The sequence below is a fragment of the Rhodococcus gannanensis genome, assembly GCF_042681175.1.
Lineage (GTDB): Bacteria > Actinomycetota > Actinomycetes > Mycobacteriales > Mycobacteriaceae > Rhodococcus_G > Rhodococcus_G gannanensis.
The window spans coordinates 799,877-823,043 of sequence record NZ_JBHUFB010000009.1 but is presented as its reverse complement, the minus strand read 5'-3'; the positions used below and the strand labels follow the sequence as shown (position 1 = coordinate 823,043).

General features: G+C 68.9%; 16 protein-coding genes. 9 read left to right on the top strand and 7 right to left on the bottom strand.

Going from position 1 to position 23,167, the window contains the following annotated elements; translation table 11 throughout:
* Positions 1-23: 23 nt before the first annotated feature.
* Positions 24-1,766 carry a cholesterol oxidase substrate-binding domain-containing protein gene (locus ACFSJG_RS10570; protein ID WP_378485157.1) on the bottom strand — a complete coding sequence of 581 codons (1,743 nt, stop codon included), beginning with the start codon at positions 1,764-1,766 and terminating at the stop codon, positions 24-26.
* Between the two features lie 140 nt (positions 1,767-1,906).
* On the opposite strand from ACFSJG_RS10570, the gene ACFSJG_RS10565 reads away from it, so the two are divergent.
* The 3 genes from ACFSJG_RS10565 to ACFSJG_RS10555 all read left to right on the top strand — a co-directional run bounded on the left by ACFSJG_RS10565 (position 1,907) and on the right by ACFSJG_RS10555 (position 6,065).
* The gene (locus tag ACFSJG_RS10565) at positions 1,907-4,135 is read left to right on the top strand and encodes an MMPL family transporter (RefSeq protein ID WP_378485156.1); all 2,229 of its coding nucleotides are present in this window, start codon (positions 1,907-1,909) and stop codon (positions 4,133-4,135) included.
* Between the two features lie 158 nt (positions 4,136-4,293).
* Positions 4,294-4,944, top strand: coding sequence for a YdcF family protein (locus ACFSJG_RS10560; protein WP_378485155.1), 651 nt, complete (start codon positions 4,294-4,296; stop codon positions 4,942-4,944).
* 113 nt (positions 4,945-5,057) lie between these two features.
* Complete coding sequence (locus ACFSJG_RS10555) at positions 5,058-6,065, top strand: NAD(P)H-dependent glycerol-3-phosphate dehydrogenase (RefSeq protein WP_378485154.1); 1,008 nt, start codon at positions 5,058-5,060, stop codon at positions 6,063-6,065.
* Positions 6,066-6,158: 93 nt separating this feature from the next.
* On the opposite strand, the gene ACFSJG_RS10550 is transcribed toward ACFSJG_RS10555, so the two are convergent.
* From ACFSJG_RS10550 to ACFSJG_RS10540, 3 genes are all read right to left on the bottom strand, one after another.
* Positions 6,159-6,566, bottom strand: a complete 408-nt coding sequence (locus ACFSJG_RS10550) for a hypothetical protein (RefSeq protein ID WP_378485153.1) — start codon at positions 6,564-6,566, stop codon at positions 6,159-6,161.
* A 460-nt stretch (positions 6,567-7,026) separates the two neighbouring features.
* Positions 7,027-7,653, bottom strand: a complete 627-nt coding sequence (locus tag ACFSJG_RS10545) for a hypothetical protein (RefSeq protein WP_378485152.1) — start codon at positions 7,651-7,653, stop codon at positions 7,027-7,029.
* Between the two features lie 306 nt (positions 7,654-7,959).
* Positions 7,960-8,736: a hypothetical protein gene (locus ACFSJG_RS10540; protein WP_378485151.1), complete on the bottom strand. Its 777-nt coding sequence runs from the start codon at positions 8,734-8,736 to the stop codon at positions 7,960-7,962.
* Between the two features lie 275 nt (positions 8,737-9,011).
* Here ACFSJG_RS10540 and ACFSJG_RS10535 point away from each other — a divergent pair, with 275 nt between their 5' ends.
* The 5 genes from ACFSJG_RS10535 (at position 9,012) to ACFSJG_RS10515 (ending at position 16,775) form a co-directional block, all read left to right on the top strand.
* A complete protein-coding gene (locus tag ACFSJG_RS10535; protein ID WP_378485150.1) occupies positions 9,012-9,491 on the top strand; it encodes an alpha-isopropylmalate synthase regulatory domain-containing protein in 480 nt (159 codons plus the stop codon).
* A 119-nt stretch (positions 9,492-9,610) separates the two neighbouring features.
* A complete protein-coding gene (locus ACFSJG_RS10530) occupies positions 9,611-12,316 on the top strand; it encodes a cation-translocating P-type ATPase (protein WP_378485149.1) in 2,706 nt (901 codons plus the stop codon).
* 173 nt (positions 12,317-12,489) lie between these two features.
* Positions 12,490-14,223 (top strand): ABC transporter ATP-binding protein, encoded by a 1,734-nt coding sequence (locus ACFSJG_RS10525; protein WP_378485148.1) that lies wholly within the window; start codon positions 12,490-12,492, stop codon positions 14,221-14,223.
* Entirely contained in the window at positions 14,220-16,163 is a 1,944-nt protein-coding gene (locus tag ACFSJG_RS10520; RefSeq protein WP_378485147.1) for an ABC transporter ATP-binding protein, read from the top strand. The genes ACFSJG_RS10525 and ACFSJG_RS10520 overlap by 4 nt, the downstream gene beginning before the upstream one ends.
* Before the next feature lie 165 nt (positions 16,164-16,328).
* Positions 16,329-16,775: a hypothetical protein gene (locus ACFSJG_RS10515; protein WP_378485146.1), complete on the top strand. Its 447-nt coding sequence runs from the start codon at positions 16,329-16,331 to the stop codon at positions 16,773-16,775.
* A gap of 77 nt (positions 16,776-16,852) precedes the next feature.
* Here the strand turns inward: ACFSJG_RS10515 and ACFSJG_RS10510 are convergent, their stop codons facing one another.
* Together ACFSJG_RS10510 and ACFSJG_RS10505 are read right to left on the bottom strand one after the other, a co-directional pair.
* Complete coding sequence (locus ACFSJG_RS10510) at positions 16,853-17,338, bottom strand: hypothetical protein (RefSeq protein WP_378485145.1); 486 nt, start codon at positions 17,336-17,338, stop codon at positions 16,853-16,855.
* Positions 17,339-17,368: 30 nt separating this feature from the next.
* On the bottom strand, positions 17,369-18,814 hold the full coding sequence (locus ACFSJG_RS10505; RefSeq protein WP_378485144.1) for a DUF4185 domain-containing protein: 1,446 nt from the start codon (positions 18,812-18,814) through the stop codon (positions 17,369-17,371).
* Positions 18,815-19,001: 187 nt separating this feature from the next.
* Between ACFSJG_RS10505 and ACFSJG_RS10500 the strand changes: the two genes are divergently transcribed.
* Positions 19,002-20,423: an ABC1 kinase family protein gene (locus tag ACFSJG_RS10500; RefSeq protein ID WP_378485143.1), complete on the top strand. Its 1,422-nt coding sequence runs from the start codon at positions 19,002-19,004 to the stop codon at positions 20,421-20,423.
* Between the two features lie 2 nt (positions 20,424-20,425).
* Here ACFSJG_RS10500 and ACFSJG_RS10495 read toward each other — a convergent pair whose 3' ends face one another.
* Positions 20,426-23,140 (bottom strand): LuxR C-terminal-related transcriptional regulator, encoded by a 2,715-nt coding sequence (locus tag ACFSJG_RS10495; protein ID WP_378485142.1) that lies wholly within the window; start codon positions 23,138-23,140, stop codon positions 20,426-20,428.
* Positions 23,141-23,167 lie beyond the last annotated feature (27 nt).

Genomic DNA, 23,167 nt, shown 5'->3' with positions numbered 1-23,167 from the left:
GACAAGGGATCGGGAGGTATGCCCTATGGAAGCAGCCTGTCCAGCAACGGGTTCGAGAAGATCCGGTGCGGGTCGTGTGCGTTGTACGCGGCCCGCGCCGAGTCCCAGTCGTCGCCGTTCGGAACGCCCGCCCGGTAGGTGTCCGGGATGACCGAGTCGATGGTCTCGGCGTCCTGGAAGGCGGCGTCGTCGGTGAACGCCCAGCCCTTCGCCCATTCGGGCCGGAACGTGGCGTAGTCGCCGCTGTAGTTCGCACGCATGAACCGTTCCATCTCCCGGAAGTACGCGGACATACCGGGAGTGCCGGGCACTCCGACGACGTTCATCCAGATCGCGGTGTCCCATTCGGGGTGGTCCGGACGCGGGCGCAGTGCCGAGATGGTCGGCGGTCCGGACGTTTCCACCGTCACCTCGGACTGGTCGTCGAGGCCGCACAGTCGCACCTCGAAGGGGCCGTTGATCGGGTATCGGCCCTGCGCCTGGAGTTCCTGCTGCCGGGCGTGGTGCCAGGTGACGAACTCGTTGATCACGCGGGCGATGTCGGCCCGCTTCGTCAGGACGACGCCGCCGCCCGCCGTCATCCGCAGGGTGGTGGCGCGCAGGTAGAACAGGACGTCCTTGGACCAGCCCCACAGGTCGTGGCCGCCGGTGGCGGCAAGTCCGGCCTGGAAGGTCGCGAGCTGGGTCTGCCCGAACAGCGGGGTGGCCGACCCGACGCCCGCGACGATCTGTCCGAGCAGGTCGGTGAGGGGCTTCGGGATGGAGTCGGAGTACGGGTAGTTGTACGGGCCGGTCACCTCCCGCGACTGCGGCGGCTTGGTCGGCGTCGGTGTCCAGACCTTGAGGTAGGGGGTGTCGGTGAACGGGAACCAGATCGCCTCCACGCGGCCCGAACGGGCGACGAAGCTCTCGAAGGTGCGGCCCGGAGATCCGGCGGGGGCGAACAGTTCCCGCCAGGGGATGTCCGTGCTGGATTCGCAGCGCAGTCGGTAGTTCGGTCCGGCCTGCAGGGTGACCTCGGTGACGAAGGTGCGGCCGAGGTGGGTGAGGAGGGGCCGGATCGCGTCCTCGGCGCGAGTGAACTCCCGCAGCACGTACTCGCCGCGTCCGCCGTCCCACACGACGGCGGTCAGCCGGGTGATCAGGTTGCTGATGGAGCCGAAGGAGGCGCCGGGCAGGACGGTCTCGCCGTCGGCGGGCAGCGTCGCGCCGTGGGCGTCGATCGCGAGGATGCCGGCGATCGACAGTTCCCCGATGGCGGGCGAGTTGGCCCAGCCGAGGCCGTGGTCCTGGAGCGCCGTGAGCACGGCCGTGAGGAGCGCGCCTGCGCCTGCGGTCACGGTGGCGCGGCCGGGTTCGGCGGCGGCGTCGACGGTGACGTGATTCAGCCGGGTCAGCGTGTCGACGAGGACGACCTTCTCGACGTCCTGGCCGGGGACGAGGGTGAGCGGGCTCCAGCCGTGCATGGTGCCGCGTGGGCGCAGCCGGTAGCCGTTGGCGTGCGCCCAGTTCGCGAGCCGCACGACGTCCTTCGCGTCGGCGGGGGTACAGGTCCACACCTCGTCGAAGACGATCTCCTGCACCCAGTTCTCGTAGCCCTGCTGGAACAGCGGGATGCCGTCCGGGAAGGACGGTGGCGTCGGCAGGGTCACGCGCGGGTCGTCCGAGGACAGGGCATGGGCGGGGGTCCAGCCGACCGTGGTCAGTGCGGCCGCACCCGCGGCCGCGGCGAGGAAGTTCCGCCTGGACATGTCCGATGAAGTCATGCCGGACAAGATAGAGCAATTTCAAGGCCACTGGTATCGAAACTGCTCGCGGCGGTCCGGTCACACCACCATCGGCGTGTCCGCCGTGGTGTACTCGATCGCATTGGTGTTGCCCGAACTCCGCATTCGAGGAGACCCCGATGACCGACTCGAAGCTGGACGCCGACTCTGCCGAGGAGCCACAGCCGACCGCGCCGCGCCGCGGCTGGCCCGTGTTCACCGTCATCGCCCTTGCGGTACTCGTCTTCCTCGTCGGCGGCGCGGGTGGCGGCTTCCAGTCCAGGCTCGCCGAGGTGCAGAAGAACGACAACGCCTCGTTCCTGCCCGAGTCCGCCGAGTCCACGATCGCCGCGAACGAGGCGGCGCGGTTCCTGTCCGTCGAAACGATCCCCGGCTTCGTCGTCTTCCACCGTGACGGGCCACTGACCGACGCCGACCGTGCCGCGATCGCCGACGCGGCGAAGGCGGTCGCGGAGGTGAACGGCGTGGACGCGGCGGGAATGACGCCGCCGCAGTACTCGGCAGACGGCACCACCGCGTCGCTGTACGTCCCGCTGGTCGCCAAGTCCGACGGCACCACCGTCAACGGGGACGAACTGGCCGCCACCGAGCGGCAGGTCATGGATGCCGCGAAGGCCGCGGCCACCGCGGAGTTGGAGGTCCTCCCCGCCGGCCCGGGCGGCATCCTGGTCGCGTTCATCGAGGCGTTCGAGGGCCTCGACAGCACCCTGCTGCTCGCCGCCGTGCTGGTGGTGATCGCCATCCTGCTCGTCGTCTACCGCTCGCCGGTGCTGTGGATCTTCCCGCTGCTCTCGGCCGGGCTGGCGCTGGGACTGTCGTCGATGATCGTCTACTTCCTCGCCAAGGCCGAGGTGCTGACGCTGACCGGCCAGAGCCAGGGCATCCTGATGGTCCTCGTCCTCGGCGCGGGCACCGATTACGCGCTGCTGCTGATCGCCCGCTACCGCGAGGAACTGCACACCTTCCCCAACCGGTTCGACGCGATGATCCGGGCGTGGCGGGAATCCGCGCCTGCGATCACCGCGTCCGCCGCGACGGTCGTCCTCGGACTGCTCTGCCTCGGCTTCTCCGAACTGAACTCGAACCGGGGCCTCGGCCCGGTCGCCGCGATCGGCATCGGCTGCACCTACCTGGTCATGATGACCTTCCTGCCGGTCGCCCTGGCCGTGGCGGGCCGGTGGGTGTTCTGGCCCCGGGTCCCGCACCCCGATCACGCTGCCGACCTCGCCACCCACGGCATGTGGGGCCGCATCGCGACCGCCGTCGGGCGCCGCGACCGTCCCGCCTGGATCGGCGCGACCGCCCTGCTCGTCGTGCTGTGCGCAATCGGCATCGGCAGCCTGAACACCGGCGGACTGACAGCCGGGGAGAACTTCACCACCAAACCCGACGCCGTCGTCGGGCAGGAGATCTACGACGAACACTTCGATCCCGGCACCGGCGCCCCGGCCGTCGTCGTGACGAACGCCGACCAGGTCGACGCGGTGATCGCGGCCGCCGAGGCCACCCCGGGCGTCGCAGCCGGGCCCGGTGCGGTGTGCCTGCAGGTCGACTACGCCAAGCTCGCCGACCTGGCGCGGCTCGGCGCCGGAGGAGGCGCCCCGGCCCAGTCAGGTTGCCCACCAGATGTTCTCACCGTCGCGCCGATCGACGGTCGCACCGTCGTGAACGTGACCCTCGCCGACGGCTACGACACCCCGGAGGCGCTCGCCACCGTCGAACGCCTCCGCGAGAACCTCCACGCGATACCCGGCGCCGATGCCCTGGTCGGCGGCAACACCGCGGCCACCGCGGACGTGCAGGCCGCGTCCGTCCGGGATCGCAACGTGATCATCCCGATCGTGCTCGCGGTCATCTTCGTCGTCCTGGCACTGCTGCTACGGGCGCTGCTCGCGCCGGTGATTCTCATTGCGACGGTGGTTCTTTCGTTCGCAGCAACCCTAGGGGTCTGTGGATTCGTCTTCACCCACGTCTTCCACTTCGCCGCAGCGGACGCGTCCTTCCCACTGTTCGCGTTCGTCTTCCTCGTCGCGCTCGGCATCGACTACAACATCTTCCTGATGACCCGGGTGCGCGAGGAGGCCTTACAGCACGGCACCCGCTCCGGCGTGCTGCGCGGACTGGCGGTCACCGGCGGCGTCATCACCTCGGCCGGGATCGTCCTCGCCGCGACCTTCGCCGTCCTCGGGGTACTTCCCCTGGTCCCGTTGGCCCAGGTCGGGTTCGCCGTCGCGTTCGGCGTCCTGCTCGACACGATCGTCGTGCGCAGCGTGCTGGTTCCGGCGCTGTCCCACGACATCGGGCGCTCGATCTGGTGGCCGTCCGCACTGGCCCGCGGCGAACGCTGAGAAACAGACCGGACGCTCGGTCCAGAGTCCGTCCGGTACGACACGCCGACGCGACGCGCCCGACTTGACCGAAGGTTGTGCGCAGCCCGCCTCACTGAGGCACACTCGAAGGCTGTCACCACCTTCCGTCGGGGGAATTCCACACGAAAAGGAGTGTCATGCAGCACTATTCGAAATCGAGGCGTCTCAGACGCCTCACCTTCACAGCGCTCTCCGCGCTTCTCGCCTCCGCCGCCGCCGTCACCGTTCCCGCCACCGCGAACGCCGACATCACCCCCACCACCTTGATCAACGGCGTCCTGTCCACCGTCGGCGGCTGCCAGAGCCCCGTCCGTGACGCCATCGTCGGCTGCACCCGCCTGGAAACCCTCACCACCCAATTCCCCGTCGTCCTCGACATCAACCAACTCGGGACGAACATCGTCGTCCTCGGCGCCGGCCTGCACGCCGACGGAACGATGCGGCCCGTGCTGATCTCCCGCCTGCAGGCCGCACTCCAGGTGGCCCGCCGCTACCCGCTGTCCCCGATCATCGTCTCGGGCGGTGTGCCGAAGAACGGCGTCACCGAGGCCGGTGCCATGCGCGGCTGGCTGATCGCGAACGGCATCCCCTGGTTCCGGATCACCGAGGAGAACACCTCCCGGTCCACCGTCGAGAACGCCCGCAACACCAACGGCATCCTCGCCGGACGCGGCGCGACGAGCGCCGTAGTCGTCACCTCCCCCGACCACCTGCAGCGCGCGATGGTCGACTTCCGCACCGCCGTCGCGGGCCGGATCCCTGTCGCGGGGGTGGTCGCACCGTTCTGACCGTGCGAGGCAAGGTCCGGATGCGGTCTCGATTCGATGAATCGTCAGCCGTGCCGCGAACAGCGATGGCAGCCTGAGATCATGACTGCCAACGCACGTCGGGGTGATCGCTGATGGCACGGCCGGTACGGGTGGTCGTCCTGGGCGCGGGGTCGTGGGGGACGACCGTGGCGTCACTGGCCGCACGGAACACCCCGACGCTGCTGTGGGCAAGGGACGCGGATTCCGCCGACGAGATCAACACCGAGCACCGAAACACCCGCTACCTCGGCGATCACCCGCTGCGGGCCGACCTGCGGGCGACGTCGGACATCGTCGAGGCTGCGCACGAGGCCGACGTCCTCGTCGTCGGTGTGCCCTCGCATGCCGTCCGGGAGACCCTGAACGAGATCTCCAACGAGGTGCGCGCCTGGGTGCCTGTGTTGTCGCTGGCGAAAGGGCTCGAACCGGGAACCCGGCAACGGCCGACCGAGGTGATCGCCGAATGCCTGCCCGGGCATCCCGTCGGGCTGCTGGCCGGCCCGAACCTGGCGAAGGAGATCCTGGCGGGCATGGCCGCCGCCTCGGTCGTCGCGACGCAGGACGAGCGGGTGGCCACCGCGCTGCAACCGCTGTTCGCGTCCCCGGTGTTCCGGGTGTACCGCAACACCGACGTCCTCGGCTGTGAACTCGGGGGAATCCTGAAGAACATCGTCGCGATCGCGTCCGGCATGGCCGACGGTCTGGGCGTCGGCGACAACACCCGCGCCATGGTGCTCGCGCGCGGTCTCGCCGAGATGATCCGGCTGGGCGAGGCGATGGGTGCACATCCCCGGACGTTCTCCGGACTGACGGGGGTGGGGGATCTGATCGCCACCTGCATCAGTCCCAGCTCACGGAACCGGAGGGTCGGCGAGTACCTGGCGAAGGGCATGACGACCGAGCAGGCCGTCGCTGAGCTCGGGCAGGTCGCCGAGGGGGTCAAGACCGCGCCGACGGTGATGGAGCTGGCCCGCGACCACGACGTGGAGATGCCCATCGCGTCGGAGGTCGAGGCCGTCGTCGCCGGACGCCGCACCCCCGAGGAGGCCTACCGCGGACTGCGGCACGTCGAGCCGGGGGACGAGGAAGACCTGGCCTGAGCCCGCGCATTCGACGCCAACGGGCCGTTGCCGGTATCCGCGCTGGGCGGATGCCGGCGACAACGGCCCGTTCGAGCGCGATGTCCCTGTGCATCAGCCCTGCTGGGCCGGTCCGCCCAACGAGGAGCCGAAGTCGACAGAACCGAAGTCGGGTGTGATGCGCACCTGGAGGCCCGACGGATTCCAGTTCACGCTGTCGTCACCACCGGCGAGATCGAAGCTGGTACCGGTGTCGTAAACGGCTCCGTACGGCGCGGTCTGCGGAACACGGTAGGTGACGACGAACTCGAGCCATCCCGCTGTCGAGGGGACCGACCAGCCCGCACCGGACGCCACCACCGTGACGACGCCTGCACCGACCTCGGGAGTTACCGGGATCAGCTGGTAGCTGAGATCGCCTCCACGGATCGCAAGCGTCGCGCCGACGAACTCGAAGCCTGCCGGCACATGATCGGTGACGCGGGTGAGGATCCGGTCGTCACCCTCGCGGGTCAGGAACAAGTTGTGAATGGTGATTTCTGCGCCCGGAGCGGCAGACACGGCCTTGCCCGATCCTGACGAACCCTTCTGGACGTAGATGTTGTCGAAGGTCGTGCCAACGGCCGGACCCGAACTGGTGTCTTGCGCGGCGATTGCGGTGCCCGCCCCCGCTGCGAGGCCGCTGGTAAGCAGGGCCGAGGCGAGAACCAGGGAAGCGAATCGTCGTCGTGAAACACGAGACACGTGTACTCCGTTCGGTAGGGATCGAACGCGGCACCTCGGTGCCATGTCACCCCCGGCCCCGCCCGCGCCGGACCAGCGTATGGCCGATCGACCGGTCCGGGACGGAAATGCGAATACCGTTGTCGCACCAGTTGAAGCGTGAAACACCACGCGGCGAGCGCGTCCTCGTTTTCGACGCGAACGGGCCGTTGCCGGGGTCCGCACTCGGCGGATGCCCCGACAACGGCCCGTTCGACGCTCAGCTGGAGAAGATGGAGTTTCCGGAGCCGACGAGGTTGAGCTTGACGCCCATCTCCGGCCACTCGAGCTCGGCCATGCCGTCGACCTCGAGGGCGAGGCCGCTGTCGAAGACGCCCGGGGTGAAGTTGAGGTCCTTCACCGAGTAGGTGACCTCGAACGTGACGGACTTGTTGCCGATGGCCGAGACCAGCCAGCCTGCGGCGTTGCTGACCACGGTTCCGACGTCCACGGACGCGGCAGCGTCGACGGAAGAGGTCACCATCTGGCCGTCCTGCCAGGCCGTGACCTTGGCGGACCCCTCGACGTAGAGCAGCCCGATGGGGTTGAGGTCGACGAGTCGCTTGATCAGCCGGTCGGGGCCGTCGGAGGCGGAGATAGTGGTGCGGTAGGTGACCTCGCCGTCGATCGCGATCGAGTTCACTCCGACGATCGACTTCGTGATGGAGAGGTTGTCGACCTTCACGGTGGCCGAAGCCGGGATGTCCGGGACGCTCGCGCTCGAACCGAAGTCGCCCAGGATCGAGGACTGCGCAGAGGCGGTGGTCGCGGTGGCGAAGAGGCCGCCGGCGAGCAGCGTGGTGGCAGCGGCGACGGATACGACACGACGCAACGTGGTACGGGACATGCAGGATCTCCATTCATTCGGGTGGGCGCGCCGCGCATCGGTCCCCGGTCTCGACGAACGTGCGTCGGGTCATCGTAAGAATGCGGACCGATTCCCGCTGGAGAATCAAAAATGTTGTAGGACTGAGCTTTTCGGATGCCCATAGGGCCGTGTTGTGCTGGACGAGAGCCGCCTCATCACACACATCGCCCGGACACGCGCTTCCGTTTCACCCGAACCGTCGCACGCCACCCCGCCCGGCGTCGCGCCTTTCGACGAGAAAGGGGCCGCCCGGCACACGCCGGACGGCCCCTCGTCGTCGAGTTGTCAGCTGCCGTTGGCCACGACGCCGCTGATCACGTCGGCCACGAATCCGGCCGGATCCTCGATGATCGCCGAGCCCGCCGAACCGGTGGTCCCGCCTTCGCCGTCGGAGGACCCCAGGCCGAGACCGGCGGATCCGGTGGCCGCGCCCTCACCCAGGTTCGGCGTGCGGATGGTCGCGAACACGCCCATCGGGTCCCAACCCTGACTGGTCGCGAAGAACTGGACGTCGAAGCCCAGGCCGCTGTCGAGAGCAGCGCCGATCTGAGCGTTCGCGGGCACCAGATAGGTCGCCTCGAACGTCACGGTCTTCGAGCCGGTGGTCGAAATCAGCCAGCCCCCGGGGTTGCCCACCTGGACGTAGTTGCCCTCGATGTTGACCTCCGGCGTGACACCCTCGGTCTTCTGTCCGCCGATCAGGTGCCAGGCGTTGATGGTCGCGCTGCCCTCGACGTACTGGAAGCCGGCAGGGTGAACGTCCTTGATCTTGGTGATGTAGCGGTCGAGGCCGCTCGGGACCGTGAACGTGGTCCGGAACGTCACCTTCTGGCCGGGCGCGACTTTGCCGTTACCGACGACCTGCTTGGTCACCGAGATGTTGCTCGTGGTCTTGGTGGCAGCGTGCGGCTTCTGCTCGGCGGCGGCCGCCGAGAACCCACCACCGAGGAGGTCGGACGCCCCGGCGGCAGTTGCGGCACCCGCACCGACCAGGAGGCCACCGGCGATCAGGGCGGTAGCGGTGGCGACAGATGCGGCGCGGCGCATCGACTTGCGTGACATGCAGATCCTCCGGAGACAGTGAAACGAGCGGGCACGGCGGTTTGCTGGAGTGATGCCAGGTGTCCGCCACCTTCGCACCCGTTATATAAGACAAGCGTCCAGTTTGGTAATTGCGACACGCTTGTTGCACAGCCTCACGAACCCGCCTATGGTGGCGGCCATGACGCGCATTCTCGTAGTTCGCCGCCGCAGCGGGGTCTGATCCGGACCGACCCCTCGTTGCGGGTCGTAGAGCTACGCGTTGGTCCTCCCTTCATTCCAGGAAGACCACCCCCATGAATGCCTCGTCGAACACCACTCACGCTTTCGCCACCGCCGCAGACCCCTTCTCGGTCCGGTTCGGCATGCCGCTGCCCGCCGAGATGCGCGCCGAGTGCGCCGGGATGAGCTGGCGCACCTTCCTCGCCACCTACTCCTCGTCGGGCGGCCCGATCCGTTCCGGTCGCTGGTCGACGACCCCGCTCGGCGCAGGGAACAGCGAGTTCCGGGCGACCCTCGCGATCGGTGACGTCATCACGCAGGCCACCGCGACCGCGTGCGGCCCGGTGTCCGCGCTGACCTCGATGCTGTACGAGGCCGGCTTCCAGATCGAGATCCTCTCCTTCCACCAGTTGCGCATCGCCGCCGACCGGACCGCGACCGTGCTGTTGTGCGAGCACGACGGCCGGCGGCACTGGGCGATCGGTTTCGGCTCCGATGCCACCGAGTCGTCGATCGAGGCGATGATCGCGGGCGCCAACCTGCTCCACGGCTGAGGTCGGCACCGGCGACGCGCCCACGGACCCGCTCCGCCTGCACCCACGCTCGCCCGCTCCTACAGTGAGATCGGCACCCTCCGATTCACCCGTGTAGGCACTTCGGCAGGAGCAAACCGATGACTGCGACCACGTCCGGCGAGGTCCACACCGCGCCCGTGCCCACCCTTCTCGCCGAGCTCGGAGTCGACGCCGACCGGGGGTTGTCGGATACCGAGGTCGTGCGTCGTCGCACCGAGCACGGCGAGAACGTGCTGCAGGAGGAGGCGGGCGCGTCGGCGCTGCGGAAGATCGTCCGACTGCTCGCCGACAAGATGACGCTGGTGCTGGTGGTCGCGGCCGCGGTGAGCGCACTCGTCTCCAAGGAATGGGAGACACCGGTCGTCATCCTCGCGGTGATCACCCTGAACACGGTGCTCAACTACGTGCAGGAGACCCGCGCGGAGGACAGTCTGCAGGCACTGCGGGACATGTCGGTCGCGCAGTCCCGGGTCCGGCGCGACGGCCGTGAGCAGCAGGTTCCCCGAACCGAACTGGTCCCGGGTGACATCGTGCTGTTGGAGGCGGGTGACGCGGTCCCCGCCGACGGCCGGATCGTCGACGCCGCGCGCCTGCAGGTGGCCGAGTCCGCGCTGACCGGTGAGTCACAGCCGGTCGACAAGACCGTCGACGCGCTCGACGATCCCGATCTGCCGATCGGGGACCGCGCCAACATGCTGTACATGAACACCGAGGTCACCCGCGGGCGCGCGGCGATGGTGGTCACCGGAACCGGGATGGACACCCAGATCGGTGCCATCGCCACGCTGCTCGGGGACGCGGGCACCGACAAAACACCCCTGCAACGCCGGATCGACCAGCTGGCGACACTGCTCACGGTGATCGCCCTGGTGGTCGTCGTGATCGTGTTCGCCCTGGGCCTCGCCCGCGGCGAGTCGTGGTCGGACCTGCTGCTGACCGCCGTCTCGCTCGCCGTCGCGACGATCCCGGAGGGGCTGACGGCGGTCGTCGCGTTCACACTCGCGATGGGCGCATCGCGGCTCGCGAAACGCGGCGCGATCGTCAAGCAGCTCGCAGCCGTCGAAACGCTCGGCAGCACGACGCAGATCGCGACCGACAAGACGGGCACGCTGACCCTCAACGAGATGACGGTGCGCCGCCTCGAATCGGCGGGGCAGAGATTCCGCGTCACCGGTGAGGGCTATTCGACGACCGGCACCTTCCTCTCCGACGGCGAACAACCGGTACCGGACATGCGGCGCGGCTTCCTCGCGATGGCGCTGTGCAACGACGCGTCCGTGACCGAGGGGACGCTGGTCGGGGATCCGACCGAAGGTGCGCTCGTGGTGCTGGCCGAGAAGGGCGGGATCGACGTTCCCGGGGCGCGCCGGGCACATCCGCGGCTCGCCGAGGTCCCCTTCGACTCGGCCTACAAGTTCATGGCGACCTTCCACACCACCGTCACCCCCGAAGGCGACGAACGGGTCCGCTGCTACGCGAAGGGTGCCCCCGGTGTCCTGCTCGCCCGCGCGGATCGGGTCCGGGTCGGCGACACCGACCGCCCGCTCACCGACGACGACCGCGCAACGATCGCCGAGGCGGTGGACGCGATGGCCCGCGAGGGCCTGCGCACGCTGATGGTCGCGGGCCGCACGCTCGACGGCCTCCCGGACGACGCGGACGCGCTGCAGGAGTCCGTCAGCGACCTCGCCGTGTACGCCGTCGTCGGCATCCTCGACCCGCCGCGGCCCGAGGCGCGGGAGGCGATCGAGGTCGCGCACGAGGCGGGTATCGAGGTGCACATGATCACCGGCGACCACCTGACCACCGCGTCGGCGATCGCCCACGACCTCGGCATCACCGGCGACTCCGTCTCCGGAACCGACCTCGACGACCTCGGCGACGGCGAGTTACAGAACAGCGCAGCACATTTCGGGGTCCTGGCCCGGGTCGCGCCGGAGCACAAGATCCGGTACGTCGAGGCGTTGCAGACGGGCGGCAACGTCGTCGCGATGACGGGCGACGGCGTCAACGACGCTCCCGCCCTCAAGCAGGCCGACATCGGTATCGCGATGGGGATCACCGGTACCGACGTGTCCAAGGGCGCCGCGAAGATGATCCTCACCGACGACAACTTCGCCACCATCGTCGCCGCTGTCCGCGAGGGGCGCGGGATCTACGAGAACATCGTCAAGTTCGTGAAGTTCCAGCTCACGACGGCCTGGGGTTTCGTGCTGATCTTCCTCGCCGCAGGCGTGTTCGGCATCGCTGGCGGCGCACCCTTCACCGCGCTACAGATCCTGTGGGTCAACATCATCATGGACGGACCACCCGCCCTCGCCCTCGGCGTCGACCCGACGGACCCGGACATCATGAAGGAGAAACCGCGCCGGCCGAACGAGCCCCTGCTGACCCGGAACCGCATTCTGCGCATCCTCACCCTGGGTGTCGTCATGGCGGTCGGAACCATCCTGGTTCTCGAGTTCGCGGACGACGTCTTCCCGGAGGATGCCGACAATCCGCTGTTCGCAACGACACTCGCGTTCACGACGTTCGTCTTCTACCAGGTGTTCAATCTGCTCAACGTGCGCTCGGACCGCGGTTCGGTGTTCTCCGCCCAGACGTTCACCAACCACACCATCTGGGTGGCGCTCGTGGCGGTCGTGGTGCTGCACGTCGCCGTCGTCAACGCCGGGTTCCTCCAGGACCTGTTCGACACCACCGCGCTCACGGGTGAGCAGTGGGCGTTCGCGATCGCCGTCGCCGCGTCGATCGTGGTCGTCGAGGAGATCCGCAAGGCCGTCGTCAGGATGGTCTGGCGATGACCACCCGGATACTCACTGGTCCCGATCCGACGCCGGGAATACACTCGCGCAATGACCGTCCACGTGCCACCGAAGTCGTTGTGGCCGTGGATCGCCCAAATCGGACAGGGGTGTGGGGGCTTCGTGACTAGCCGCAAGAAACTGCTCGGGATTCGTGACCTCCCGGGGCCGTCGTGCTGACCACACTCGTCAGAACGTATCTGTCGCGGTACCGCCGCCACCTCGTCGCGATCGTGTCGCTGCAGTTCGTCGCGACGGCCGCGATGCTGTACCTGCCGACGCTCAACGCCGACATCATCGACAACGGCGTCGCGAAGGGCGACACCGAATACATCCTGAGGATCGGCGGATGGATGCTCGCCGTCACCCTCGTGCAGATGCTGTGCACCGTGGTCGGGCAGTTCTTCGGAGCCCGCGCCGCACTCGGGGTGGGCCGCGACATCCGGCACGACCTCCTGCACCGGGTGAACAGCTTCTCCGCGCGCGAGGTCGGGACGTTCGGCGCGCCGTCGCTGATCACCCGCGCCACCAACGACGTCCAACAGATCCAGCTGCTGCTGGTCATGAGCGCCGCGATCCTGGTGATGGCACCGATCATGTGCATCGGCGGCGTGGCGATGGGCGTGCACGTCGCACCCGGACTGTCGTGGATCCTGGTGGTGGCCGTGCCCATCCTGGGCGTCGTGATGGCCATGATCATCCGCGTCATGATCCCCGGCTTCCGTGCGATGCAGACGCGCCTCGACGACGTGAACCGGATCATGCGCGAACAGATCACGGGCATCCGGGTGGTCCGCGCGTTCGTGCGTGAACAGCACGAGATCGATCGGTTCGCGGTCGCGAACGACTCTCTCGCCGACGCCGGACTGCGGGTCGGACGCATGATGGCGCTGATGTTTCCCGCGGTCCTGCTGATCTCGAACGTCACCATCGTTGCGATCATCTGGTTCGGCGGTCACCAGGTGTCCGACGGCACCGTCGAGATCGGGGCCCTGACCGCGATGATCTCGTACGTCATGCAGATCATGATGTCGGTGATGATGGCGTCGTTCCTCGCGATGATGGCGCCGCGTGCCGCGGTGTGCGCCGAGCGGATCTCCGACGTCCTGGACACGCAGACGTCGGTCGCGCAGGCCACCGACCCGGTCGGGTTCACGGGCGATCCGGCGCGGGTCGAGTTCCGCGGCGCCGAGTTCCGCTACCCGGGCGCGGACACCCCGGTCCTGGAGGGCCTGACGTTCCGGGTGGAGCCGGGCACCACCACCGCGATCGTCGGGTCCACCGGATCCGGCAAGACCACCCTGATCGGCCTGGTCCCCCGGCTCGTCGACGCCACCGCCGGCCAGGTGCTCGTGGGCGGCACCGACGTCCGCGACCTCGACCCTGCCGCGCTGCGGTCCGCGATCGGGCTGGTGCCGCAACGCGCCTACCTGTTCTCCGGGACGATCGGGTCCAACGTGCGGCACGGCCGCCCCGACGCCACCGACGACGAGGTGTGGGACGCCCTCCGCATCGCGCAGGCCGAGGACTTCGTCCGCGCCATGCCGCAGGGACTGAACACCCCGGTCGCGCAGGGCGGCACCACCGTCTCCGGTGGGCAGCGGCAACGCCTGGCCATCGCCCGCGCACTCGTCCGCAGGCCGGCCGTGTACCTGTTCGACGACGCGTTCTCCGCGCTGGACCTGGCCACCGACGCCCGGCTGCGGGCGGCGCTGCGTCCCGAGACGAGGGAGTCCGCGGTGATCATCGTCGCGCAACGGGTGTCGACGATCATGGACGCCGACCAGATCGTCGTCCTCGACCGCGGTCACGTCGTCGGGCTGGGCAGACACGACGAACTGGTCGACACCTGCCCGACGTACACCGAGATCGTCGAGTCCCAGCTCGCCGTGCAGGAACAGTCGTGACGGGCCCCCGGGGGCCGATGGGCGCCCCCTCACAGACGAAGGCGCGGTCGTTCGGCCCGTCGATCAAGCGGCTCGCACGGCTACTGCTCACCTACCGCGGTTTCATGGTGACCATCCTGTCGGCCACGGTCGTCGGGGTGGTTCTCAACGCGTTCGCACCCCGCGTCCTCGGGCACGCCACCGACCTCGTCTTCAACGGCGTCATCGGCGGCATGCTCCCGGCCGGCGTCACGAAGGACCAGGCGGTGACGGCGCTGCACGAGCAGGGCCAGGGCACGTTCGCCGACATGGTGAGCTCGATGGACGTCACCCCCGGCGTGGGCGTGGACTTCACGGCCGTCGGGCGCACCCTGCTCGTCGTGCTCGCGCTGTACGTGGGCGCGTCGGTGCTGTCGTGGATCGGCGCCTACCTGCTGAACATCGTCGTCGTCGGAACGATCCGCCGACTGCGCGCGGACGTCGAGGCGAAACTGCACCGGCTGCCGCTGCGCTACTACGACACCACCCCGCGCGGAGACCTGCTCAGCCGCGTCACCAACGATCTCGACAACCTGTCGCAGAGCCTCCAGCAGACCATCGCGCAGCTGCTGAACTCGGTGCTCACCGTGGTCGCGATCCTGGCGATGATGTTCTGGATCTCCCCGATGCTCGCCCTGATCTCGCTCGCCACCGTCCCTCTCGCGATCGTCGCGACGGCACTGATCGCGAAGCGGTCCAAGCCGCACTTCCTGGCGCAGTGGTCGTCGACGGGCAAGCTCAACTCACAGGTGGAGGAGGCGTTCACCGGTCACGAGCTGGTGCAGGCGTTCGGCCGCCAGGCCGCGGTCGAGGAGGAGTTCGACGCCCGCAACGAGAAGCTCTACGAGTCGAGCTGGCGGGCGCAGTTCATCTCCGGCATGGTGCAGCCGGCGATCATGTTCCTCGGCAACATCAACTACGTGGCGATCGCCGTCGTGGGTGGCCTGCAGGTGGCGTCCGGCTCGCTGAGCCTCGGCTCGGTGCAGGCGTTCATCCAGTACTCGCGCCAGTTCACGATGCCGCTCACGCAGATCGGTGCGATGTTCAACCTCCTGCAGAGCGGTGTCGCCTCCGCGGAGCGCATCTTCGACATCCTCGACGCCGACGAGCAGGTCTCCGACCCGACGCACCCGCAGACCCCGGACACGAACTGCGGCCGGATCGAGTTCGACGACGTGTCGTTCCGCTACGTCCCTGACAAGCCGCTCATCGAGAACCTCACGCTCTCCGCGGAACCCGGGCACATGGTCGCGATCGTCGGGCCGACTGGTGCGGGCAAGACGACGCTGGTGAACCTGATCATGCGGTTCTACGACGTCGACTCCGGGACCATCCGCGTCGACGGGGTCGACTCGCACGCGATGACGCGGGACGACCTGCGCGAACGCACCGGCATGGTGCTGCAGGACTCGTGGCTGTTCGGCGGCACGATCTACGAGAACATCGCCTACGGCGACCCGTCCGCGTCGCACGAGGAGGTGATGGAGGCCGCGGAGCTGAGCCACGTCGACCACTTCGTGCGGGCACTGCCGGACGGCTACGACACGGTGCTCGACGAGGAGGGCGGCGGCGTCAGCGCCGGTGAGCGCCAGCTGATCACGATTGCGCGCGCGTTCCTCGCCAAGCCGGTGATCCTGATCCTCGACGAGGCCACGAGTTCCGTCGACACCCGCACCGAACTGCTGATCCAGCAGGCCATGGCGAACCTGCGCACGGACCGGACGAGTTTCGTCATCGCGCACCGGCTCTCGACGATCCGCGACGCCGACGTCATCGTCGTCATGGAAGACGGCCACATCGTCGAGCAGGGCACCCACGACGAACTTCTCGCCGCGCGCGGCGCCTACCGCGACCTGTACATCAGCCAGTTCACCGGGCCGATCGAGGAGGATCCGGAGGTCGTCGTAGTGCACGGCGGCTGACGCCGCCCGCTCCGCCAATCGTTCCCGGTTCCCCGGGGGTTCCCTGATGTCACATCGAGGGTCGTGAGGTGACCCGATGTGACATCAGGGAACATCGCGCTTCTGCCGACGAACCGATCAGGAATCGAGAAGCGGCCCCGGCCGGCCCGTCGTAGCGTGGCTGTCATGAACGCAACCAGCGAAAACACAGGGTTCTCCGCCGACGAGAAGGCCGCGATGAAGCAGCGCGCCGCAGAGCTGCGCTCGACCAAGGGCCTCAAGGGTGCCGCGAAGCAGGCCCGCGAGCTCGAGGCGTGCGTCGACGCGATCGACGCACTCGCCGGGATCGACCGCGAAGTTGCCACGACCTTCCACCGGATCGTCGGAGAGGAGGCTCCCGACCTGCGACCGAAGACGTTCTACGGGTTCCCGGCCTACGCGGACACCGACGACAAGGTCGTCATGTTCGTGCAGCCCAAGTCCAAGTTCGACACCCGGTATCCGACGGTGAACTTCGACGAGAAGGCCAACCTGGACGACGGCGACATGTGGCCGACGTCGTTCGCGGTCGTCGCGGTGACGGACGTGGTGGAGACGCGGCTCCGCGCCCTCGTCAAGCAGGCCGTTTCCTAACGGTTCAGGACATCACTCGACCGACCCGGTCAGGACGTCACTCGACCGACCCGGTCATGGCATCTCGACCGACCCGGTCAGGGCATCTCGACTGTCTCGGCGCGCGCGATCTCGCCGATCGCGCGACGCAGGTACCGGTCCACCGGGGCTTTGCCGGCGGCGACCAGATCGGCGACCACCAGCAGCGCGTGCGGCAGGATCACCGGCCAGCCCACCCGCAGGGTGTCCTCGTCGTAGTCGGTGAGGCCGAGCGCGCCCGTCAGCACGACGGCGAGCGCGGTCACGTCGAGGTTCGGCGCCCACGGGGCGGCGGCGCGGGCGCAGCGTTCGAGCACCGCCTGCACCGCCTCCCCCGACAGCCCGTCCGCGTGGGTGTCCTCGAGCAGTTCCCGGACCATCGCCGAGTGCACCGACCGGACCTGATCGGCGTCGGCAGTGAGCAGCCGGTCCACCGCGTCGGTGAACGCCTCGGCCTCGCCGGCCACCGCCGCGGTAACCGCCACCGCGGTGCCCGTCGCGATGTCCTTCGCCGGACGCGGCCAGTCCGCAGGCCACTGCTGCACGGCGGTACTCCTCGTACTCGGGCGCCGCGCTCAGTCCAGTTCGGCGCGCATCAGGAAGACGTTGTAGTCCGACCACGTCGACAGCGTGAAGTACAGGTCCTCGGCGGTCGACCACGGGTGGATGAACCCACCGTACAACTCGGGGTAGTCCTCGACGCCGACCATCCGCACCGGGTCCGACCAGGTGCCCTGCGGTGCGTCGGACTCGCGCAGGGTGATGCCGGTCCGCAGGGTGTCGAGGTAGCTGATCCGCCAGACGCCGCGCGTCTCGTCGTAGTCGACGGACAGTTCACCCGCGGTCCCCCGGATGATCGGGGTGGCCGCGCGCGGGCCACCGACGGGCGTCCACTCGCCGTCGCTCCAGTACTGGTACGCGGACTTGTTGAGCACGTCGCCCTCCGGGACCCGCGCCAGCGCGACCTCGCCGAGCCGCGTGTTGGGGGTGCCGAACATGTAGACGTAGCCGCCCTGCGGCACCATCGCCGCGACCTGGAACCGGCCGAGACCGAAGATGTTGTCCCAGCGCGCGTACGGGTCCTTCGTCCACGTCTGCCCGCCGTCGTCCGAGTAGGCGATACCGCCGTGGTTGGTGAACCACGTCGTCGGGATGCTGTTCCAGGTTCGGATCGACATGTAACTCATGTACTGCCGCGACCCGATCGCGAAACCCGACGTGGGAATCGTGGTGATCTCGACGTTGTCGATCTTGCGGCTGCTCAGCACCTCCGCCGCGTGGCAGCGGCTGTCCTGCACGAAGGTGTCGATGGTGAGGCCGTCGGCGAGGTCGGTGTCGGTGCTGAAGCCGAGCACGTTGGACCGCCAGTCGTCACCCTGCCCACCGGGCGGATGGAAGCCTCGCCCGACGGTGTCGCCGAACGCGACGGCCACCTCACCGGGCCGGGACTCCCACATGATCCCGAGGTCGGTGCCGTTGACCTGCCATCGCTTGTCGGTGCGGTTGGTCGAGCTCGCACCGGTCACCTTCGCGACCATGCCGACCTCACCGAGCTCCGGGGTCGGCCGCTTCGGCGCGGTCGGTCCTGGCTCGACGTCGGGGTCGGCCGGCTCGGGCGGCGGCGGGGTCTCCTGGTCGGGGCCGGGGACCGGGATCCCGAACACGAACGGGTTGAACTCCAGTCCGATCTCCGGGATGCCGATCTGCGAGGACAGTCCGCCGATCGGGTCGGGCACGTCGGTGAGGTCCGGACACGGGCTCTGGCACGGGTCCGCGGGTAGCGGCTCCGGGGTGATGCGGACCGGTGCCGGTTCGGGTGCGGGGAAGGGCACCGGCTCGATCCACGGATAGGGGATCGGAATGTCCAGCTTCTCCGGGATGATCGACTCGTGCTCCACCGGCGGGTCGGACGCGCACGGTCCCGTTCCGACCACCGGGGCCGCCGCCGCGGGGCCGCCGATCACTCCACTCGCCGCGACCACCGTCGCGATCGCCGCCACCGCCACCATCCGCACGGGCATCGTCACCTCCTCCGGTCGCAACAGCGTGCCCGACGACACGGCCCGCCGCCCGCCGGGACGCGCCGCCCGCCCGACATCGCCACGAAACCGCAACCGCGTCGATCCCGGGCATCGGGTCCGACGGGTGATCGACGGATCGGCGTCCGTCTCCTACTCTGATCGGGCTGAACCCGAAGTGAGGTGACCGGTGCACGACTCCCCGCCCCGCCCGATCGGCCCGTACTCGTCGGGGCCGCCGGCCGACTCGCTGACGGTCCACATCCCCGACCTGGACCGGTTCGGCCCCGCACAGCTGTGGCGGGCGCTGGTCGTCGGTGTCGTGATCACCGCATGCGCCCTGTTCGCGACCGTCACGAAGCCGCTGACCCGCCGGAACATGGGGTGGGCCGACGCCGCGTCCGAGGGTGTCGTCAACGGCTTCGAGTTCCTCGGCCCCACGTTCGTGAAGCTGGGGCAGTTGATGGCGTCGTCGTCGGGGATGTTCCCGCCGCCGCTCGCGAACGCGTGCCTGCGCTGCCTCGACGACGTCCCGCCGGTGCCCGCCGACCAGGCGCGCGCGGTGATCGAGGCCGACCTCGGACACCCGATCGGCGAGCTGTTCACCGAGTTCGACGACCGTCCGCTGGCGGCGGCGTCGGTCGCCCAGGTTCACGCCTGCGTCCTGCCCGACGGCCGCGAGGCGGTCATCAAGGTGCAGCGGCCCGGCATCCGTCACCGCATGCTGCTTGACCTGCGGACCGCGTACTGGGGTGCACGTCAACTGGAACGCCTGCACGACTTCTTCCGGATCGCGAACGCCACAGCGATCATCCGCGACCTGCACAACGCGACGATGACCGAGCTCAACAGTGCAGTCGAAGCGGACCGCCAGACCCGGTTCCGGGACGCGCTCGGCGCGTTCGGCGACAACAACGGCGTCACCGCGCCCGAGGTGTACTGGCCGTACTGCGGGCCGCGCGTCATCTGCATGGAACGGATGCACGGCATCCCGTTCGACAGGATCGAGCCCGGATCCCCCGGTGCGGACGCCGGCATCGACACCCGACTGCTGATCCGACGCGGTGTGAAGGCGTGGATCGAGGCGATCACCATCCACGGCCCGTTCCACGGTGACGTGCACGCGGGCAACCTGTGGCTGCTCGACGACGGCCGCGTCGCGCTCCTCGACTTCGGCATCGTCGGGGAACTGCCGGAGGTGTGGCGGGAGATCCTGCGCAACATGTTCCACGCGACGCTGCTCGACGGCGACTACTCCGCCGTCGCGCGCGGTATCCGTTCGCTCGGTTACACCGCCGAGCTCGACGCCTCCGACGCGGAGATCGGCGCCCAGGTCGGTTCGGTCCTGGCGCCGGTCTTCGCGAACGACCTCGGTGAGCTGAAGCTGAGCTCCCTGATCGGCGCGCTCGTCACGATCGGCCGACAGTGGGGTGTCGCGAGCCCCGAGGAACTGGTGCTGTTCGGGAAACAACTCGGCTACTTCGAGCGGTACGCGACGCGGATGGCACCCGGCTGGGTGATGGGCACCGACCTGTACCTGTTCCGCAACGTGTTCCCCGAGGAGGTCGCGGCACGCGCCGCGGAACTGGGCGTCGTCCTGCCCGAGGACTGACGTCAGAGGGCCGGCTCGGGGTCTCTGCGGGCAACGGCAGCGGCGAGCTCGACGCGGGTGCGCAACCCCATCTTGGCCAGTGCATGGGACACGTGGGTCTGTACGGTGCGCTGGGAGATGTACAACTTCTGGGCGATCTCGGCCCCGTTGAGACCTGCTGCGACAAGCTCGGCGATGGTCACCTCGGTGCGGGTGAGGCTGTCCCAGCCGGTGCGCGGCCGATCCCGCACCGCGCGCGGGTCCAGTCGCAGGCCCAGCGCCCGCAACCGCGACGTGATCCTCGTGGACAACGCCGAGGCACCCATGTTCTGGGTGATGACGAGCGCCGAACGAGAGTGGTCACGTGCCGTGGACTTGTCGCCGACAGCGATCGCGGCACAGGCAGCCTCCTCCCAGCCGGCCGCCTCGGTCAGGGCATCACCCAGGTCGTGTGCCGCTCTGGCGCAGTCGGTCGACGCCACGCCGATCCGCTCCGGATCACCCGAGCACAGTGCGCGGGCCAGCGCGATCGGACCGAGACGAGCCTCGGGTGCCGGCTCGGGCATCTCGGCGAGCCCCGCAATTATCTGATCAGCGAGAGCGTCGTCCGCGGTGCGGTGGGCGATACGGGCACAGTCGACGGCGAGCGACGGAAACCAGCCGTACAGCCCGAGGCCTGTTGCCGTGTAACAGACCTCGGACGCCAGTGCCGCCGCCGGTCTCAGTTTGCGCTGCGCCTCGAGCAGGAGCATCTCGGCCTGCGCCGGAACCGGCAGACCGAACTGGTTGAGCGCACCCGATTCGGCGAAACTCTCCAATCTCGTTGTGGCGGAAGAGAAGTTTCCTCGAAGAACGTCGATCATCGCTCGGGATCCTTCGGCGATCGACGTCCATCCCAGTCCGGCGTCGGCGGCGCGCTCGAGACCTGAATCGAACGACGCTGTGGCATCGTCGAGCCGACCCTGCGACATCGCCACACCGCCGCGGACGAAGTCGTGATACGCCGTCATCCACGCGGCCCCGCGATCGGTACGTAGTCGGGTCGCCCTGTCCAGCAGCGCCTCCGCGGCCACGGGGCCGTGAACGTAATGCTCGATGAACGGCGGCCAGACATCGGCGGAGGTGCTGAGCACCGGGCCGTCTCCTGCCTCGCCTTCACGACGTGAGGCCTCCAGTGCGAGTTCCAGACCACCGGCCCCGTCCCCGGCGAGGAACCTACGTAGCGACTCGGTCACCAGCTCGCTCGGGGTGGCCGCCTCCGAGAGGGCGAACGGTTCACGGGAGATCGGCGCGGATCCTCCGAGGATCGCGACGTAGCGCCGGACATCGAGCAACGCCACCCTGGTCAGGGGGTCGACGGGCAGCTGCAGCGTCGCGTCCGTCAGTTCGAGCACCTCCGCGGATCGGCCCTGCGCGATCAACGTGAACAGCAGGATGCGGTGCAGCCGGGCGACGGTGTCCAGATCCGCCGCGTTCGTCAGTCCCTGCTTCGCGACGTCGGCTGCGCGGGCGAGCTGACCCGAGCGGGCGAGAGCCGTGGCGAGATCGAGTTCGAGTGTCCGCACGGACGATCCTGTGGTCGATGCCTTCCTCGCTGCGGTGTCGAGAAGGTCGACGACGACCGCCGGAACGTGCTCCAACTCCTCCTGTGCCCGGGTGACCGCGGCGACGCTGTCACCCACGCCTGCCTCCATCAGGTGGTGAGCGACCAACTGATGGTTGCCTGCCGCCTCGTGGCTGCGTGCGATCGCCGCGTGCAGGACGCTGCGCAGCGCCGGATCGAGTCCGCCGTAGGCGACATCGGCGTACACGTCGTGCGTGAAGACCATGGCGCCGTCATCCGAGGAGGTGAGAACGCCGCTGTCGATGGCGGTCTGTGCGGCGCCGACGAGCGCCGACGGCGGAACGTCGTCGAGGGCGGCGAGGTCGTTCAACGTCGCGGCCCCACCCCACACCGCGAGCTTCTGCACCAGCGCGCGCGAAGTGTCGTCGAGCAGCGCGAGCTGGTCCCGGATGACGGCGTGAAGCGAAGCCGTCGGCGCCGACGTGTCGACACCTCTGGTGGTGGCCCTGTCGCCCGTGACGACAATGTCCCCTTGCGAGCGCAGATCGTCGATCAGCGCACGGGCGTGCATCGGGTTGCCTCCGCAGCCGGCGAGCAGGCCGGACAGCCGGTCGTCGGGCCACGCCCCGAGCAGGTCGTGTGCGAGCACCTCCAGGTCGGCGGGATCCATGGGCGGGAGCTGCCACTCCCGAGAGGACCGACGGGAGACCAAGCGCGCCAACAGCTCTCGAGCAGGAAGGTGCCGGCGGGCGACGAGGACCACCACCGGCAGGTCTGTTGCGGCGGCGGCGAGCCGACCGAGGAACTCCAGACTCCCCGCGTCGGCGTTGTGCGCATCGTCGATCACCAGGACGTGCGGCTCCCGTGCGGACAGCGAGTCGAGTGCTTCGTCCAGCCTGTCCCCGTACCGGGCGGGCACCGTCGCAGGGAGCTCTACGCCCAGCAGCGTCGACGCCACCGCATACGGCTGACGCCAGGACAGCTCGTCCGCGGTGGCCCAACGAGTGGCGAGGTTGACGGTGGTGACGAGTTCACGCAGGGTGTGGGTCTTTCCGCTGCCTGGGCCCGCGGTCAGGACCAGGGTGCTGGGCCCGACCCCGTCGGCGGCGAGCTTCAGCGCCGCCGCGATGTCGTCGATCGCCGCTCGTCGGGCCCCGAGGAGCGGCGAGTGCATGCAGCGAAGAGTAGTTGACGGTTGCAC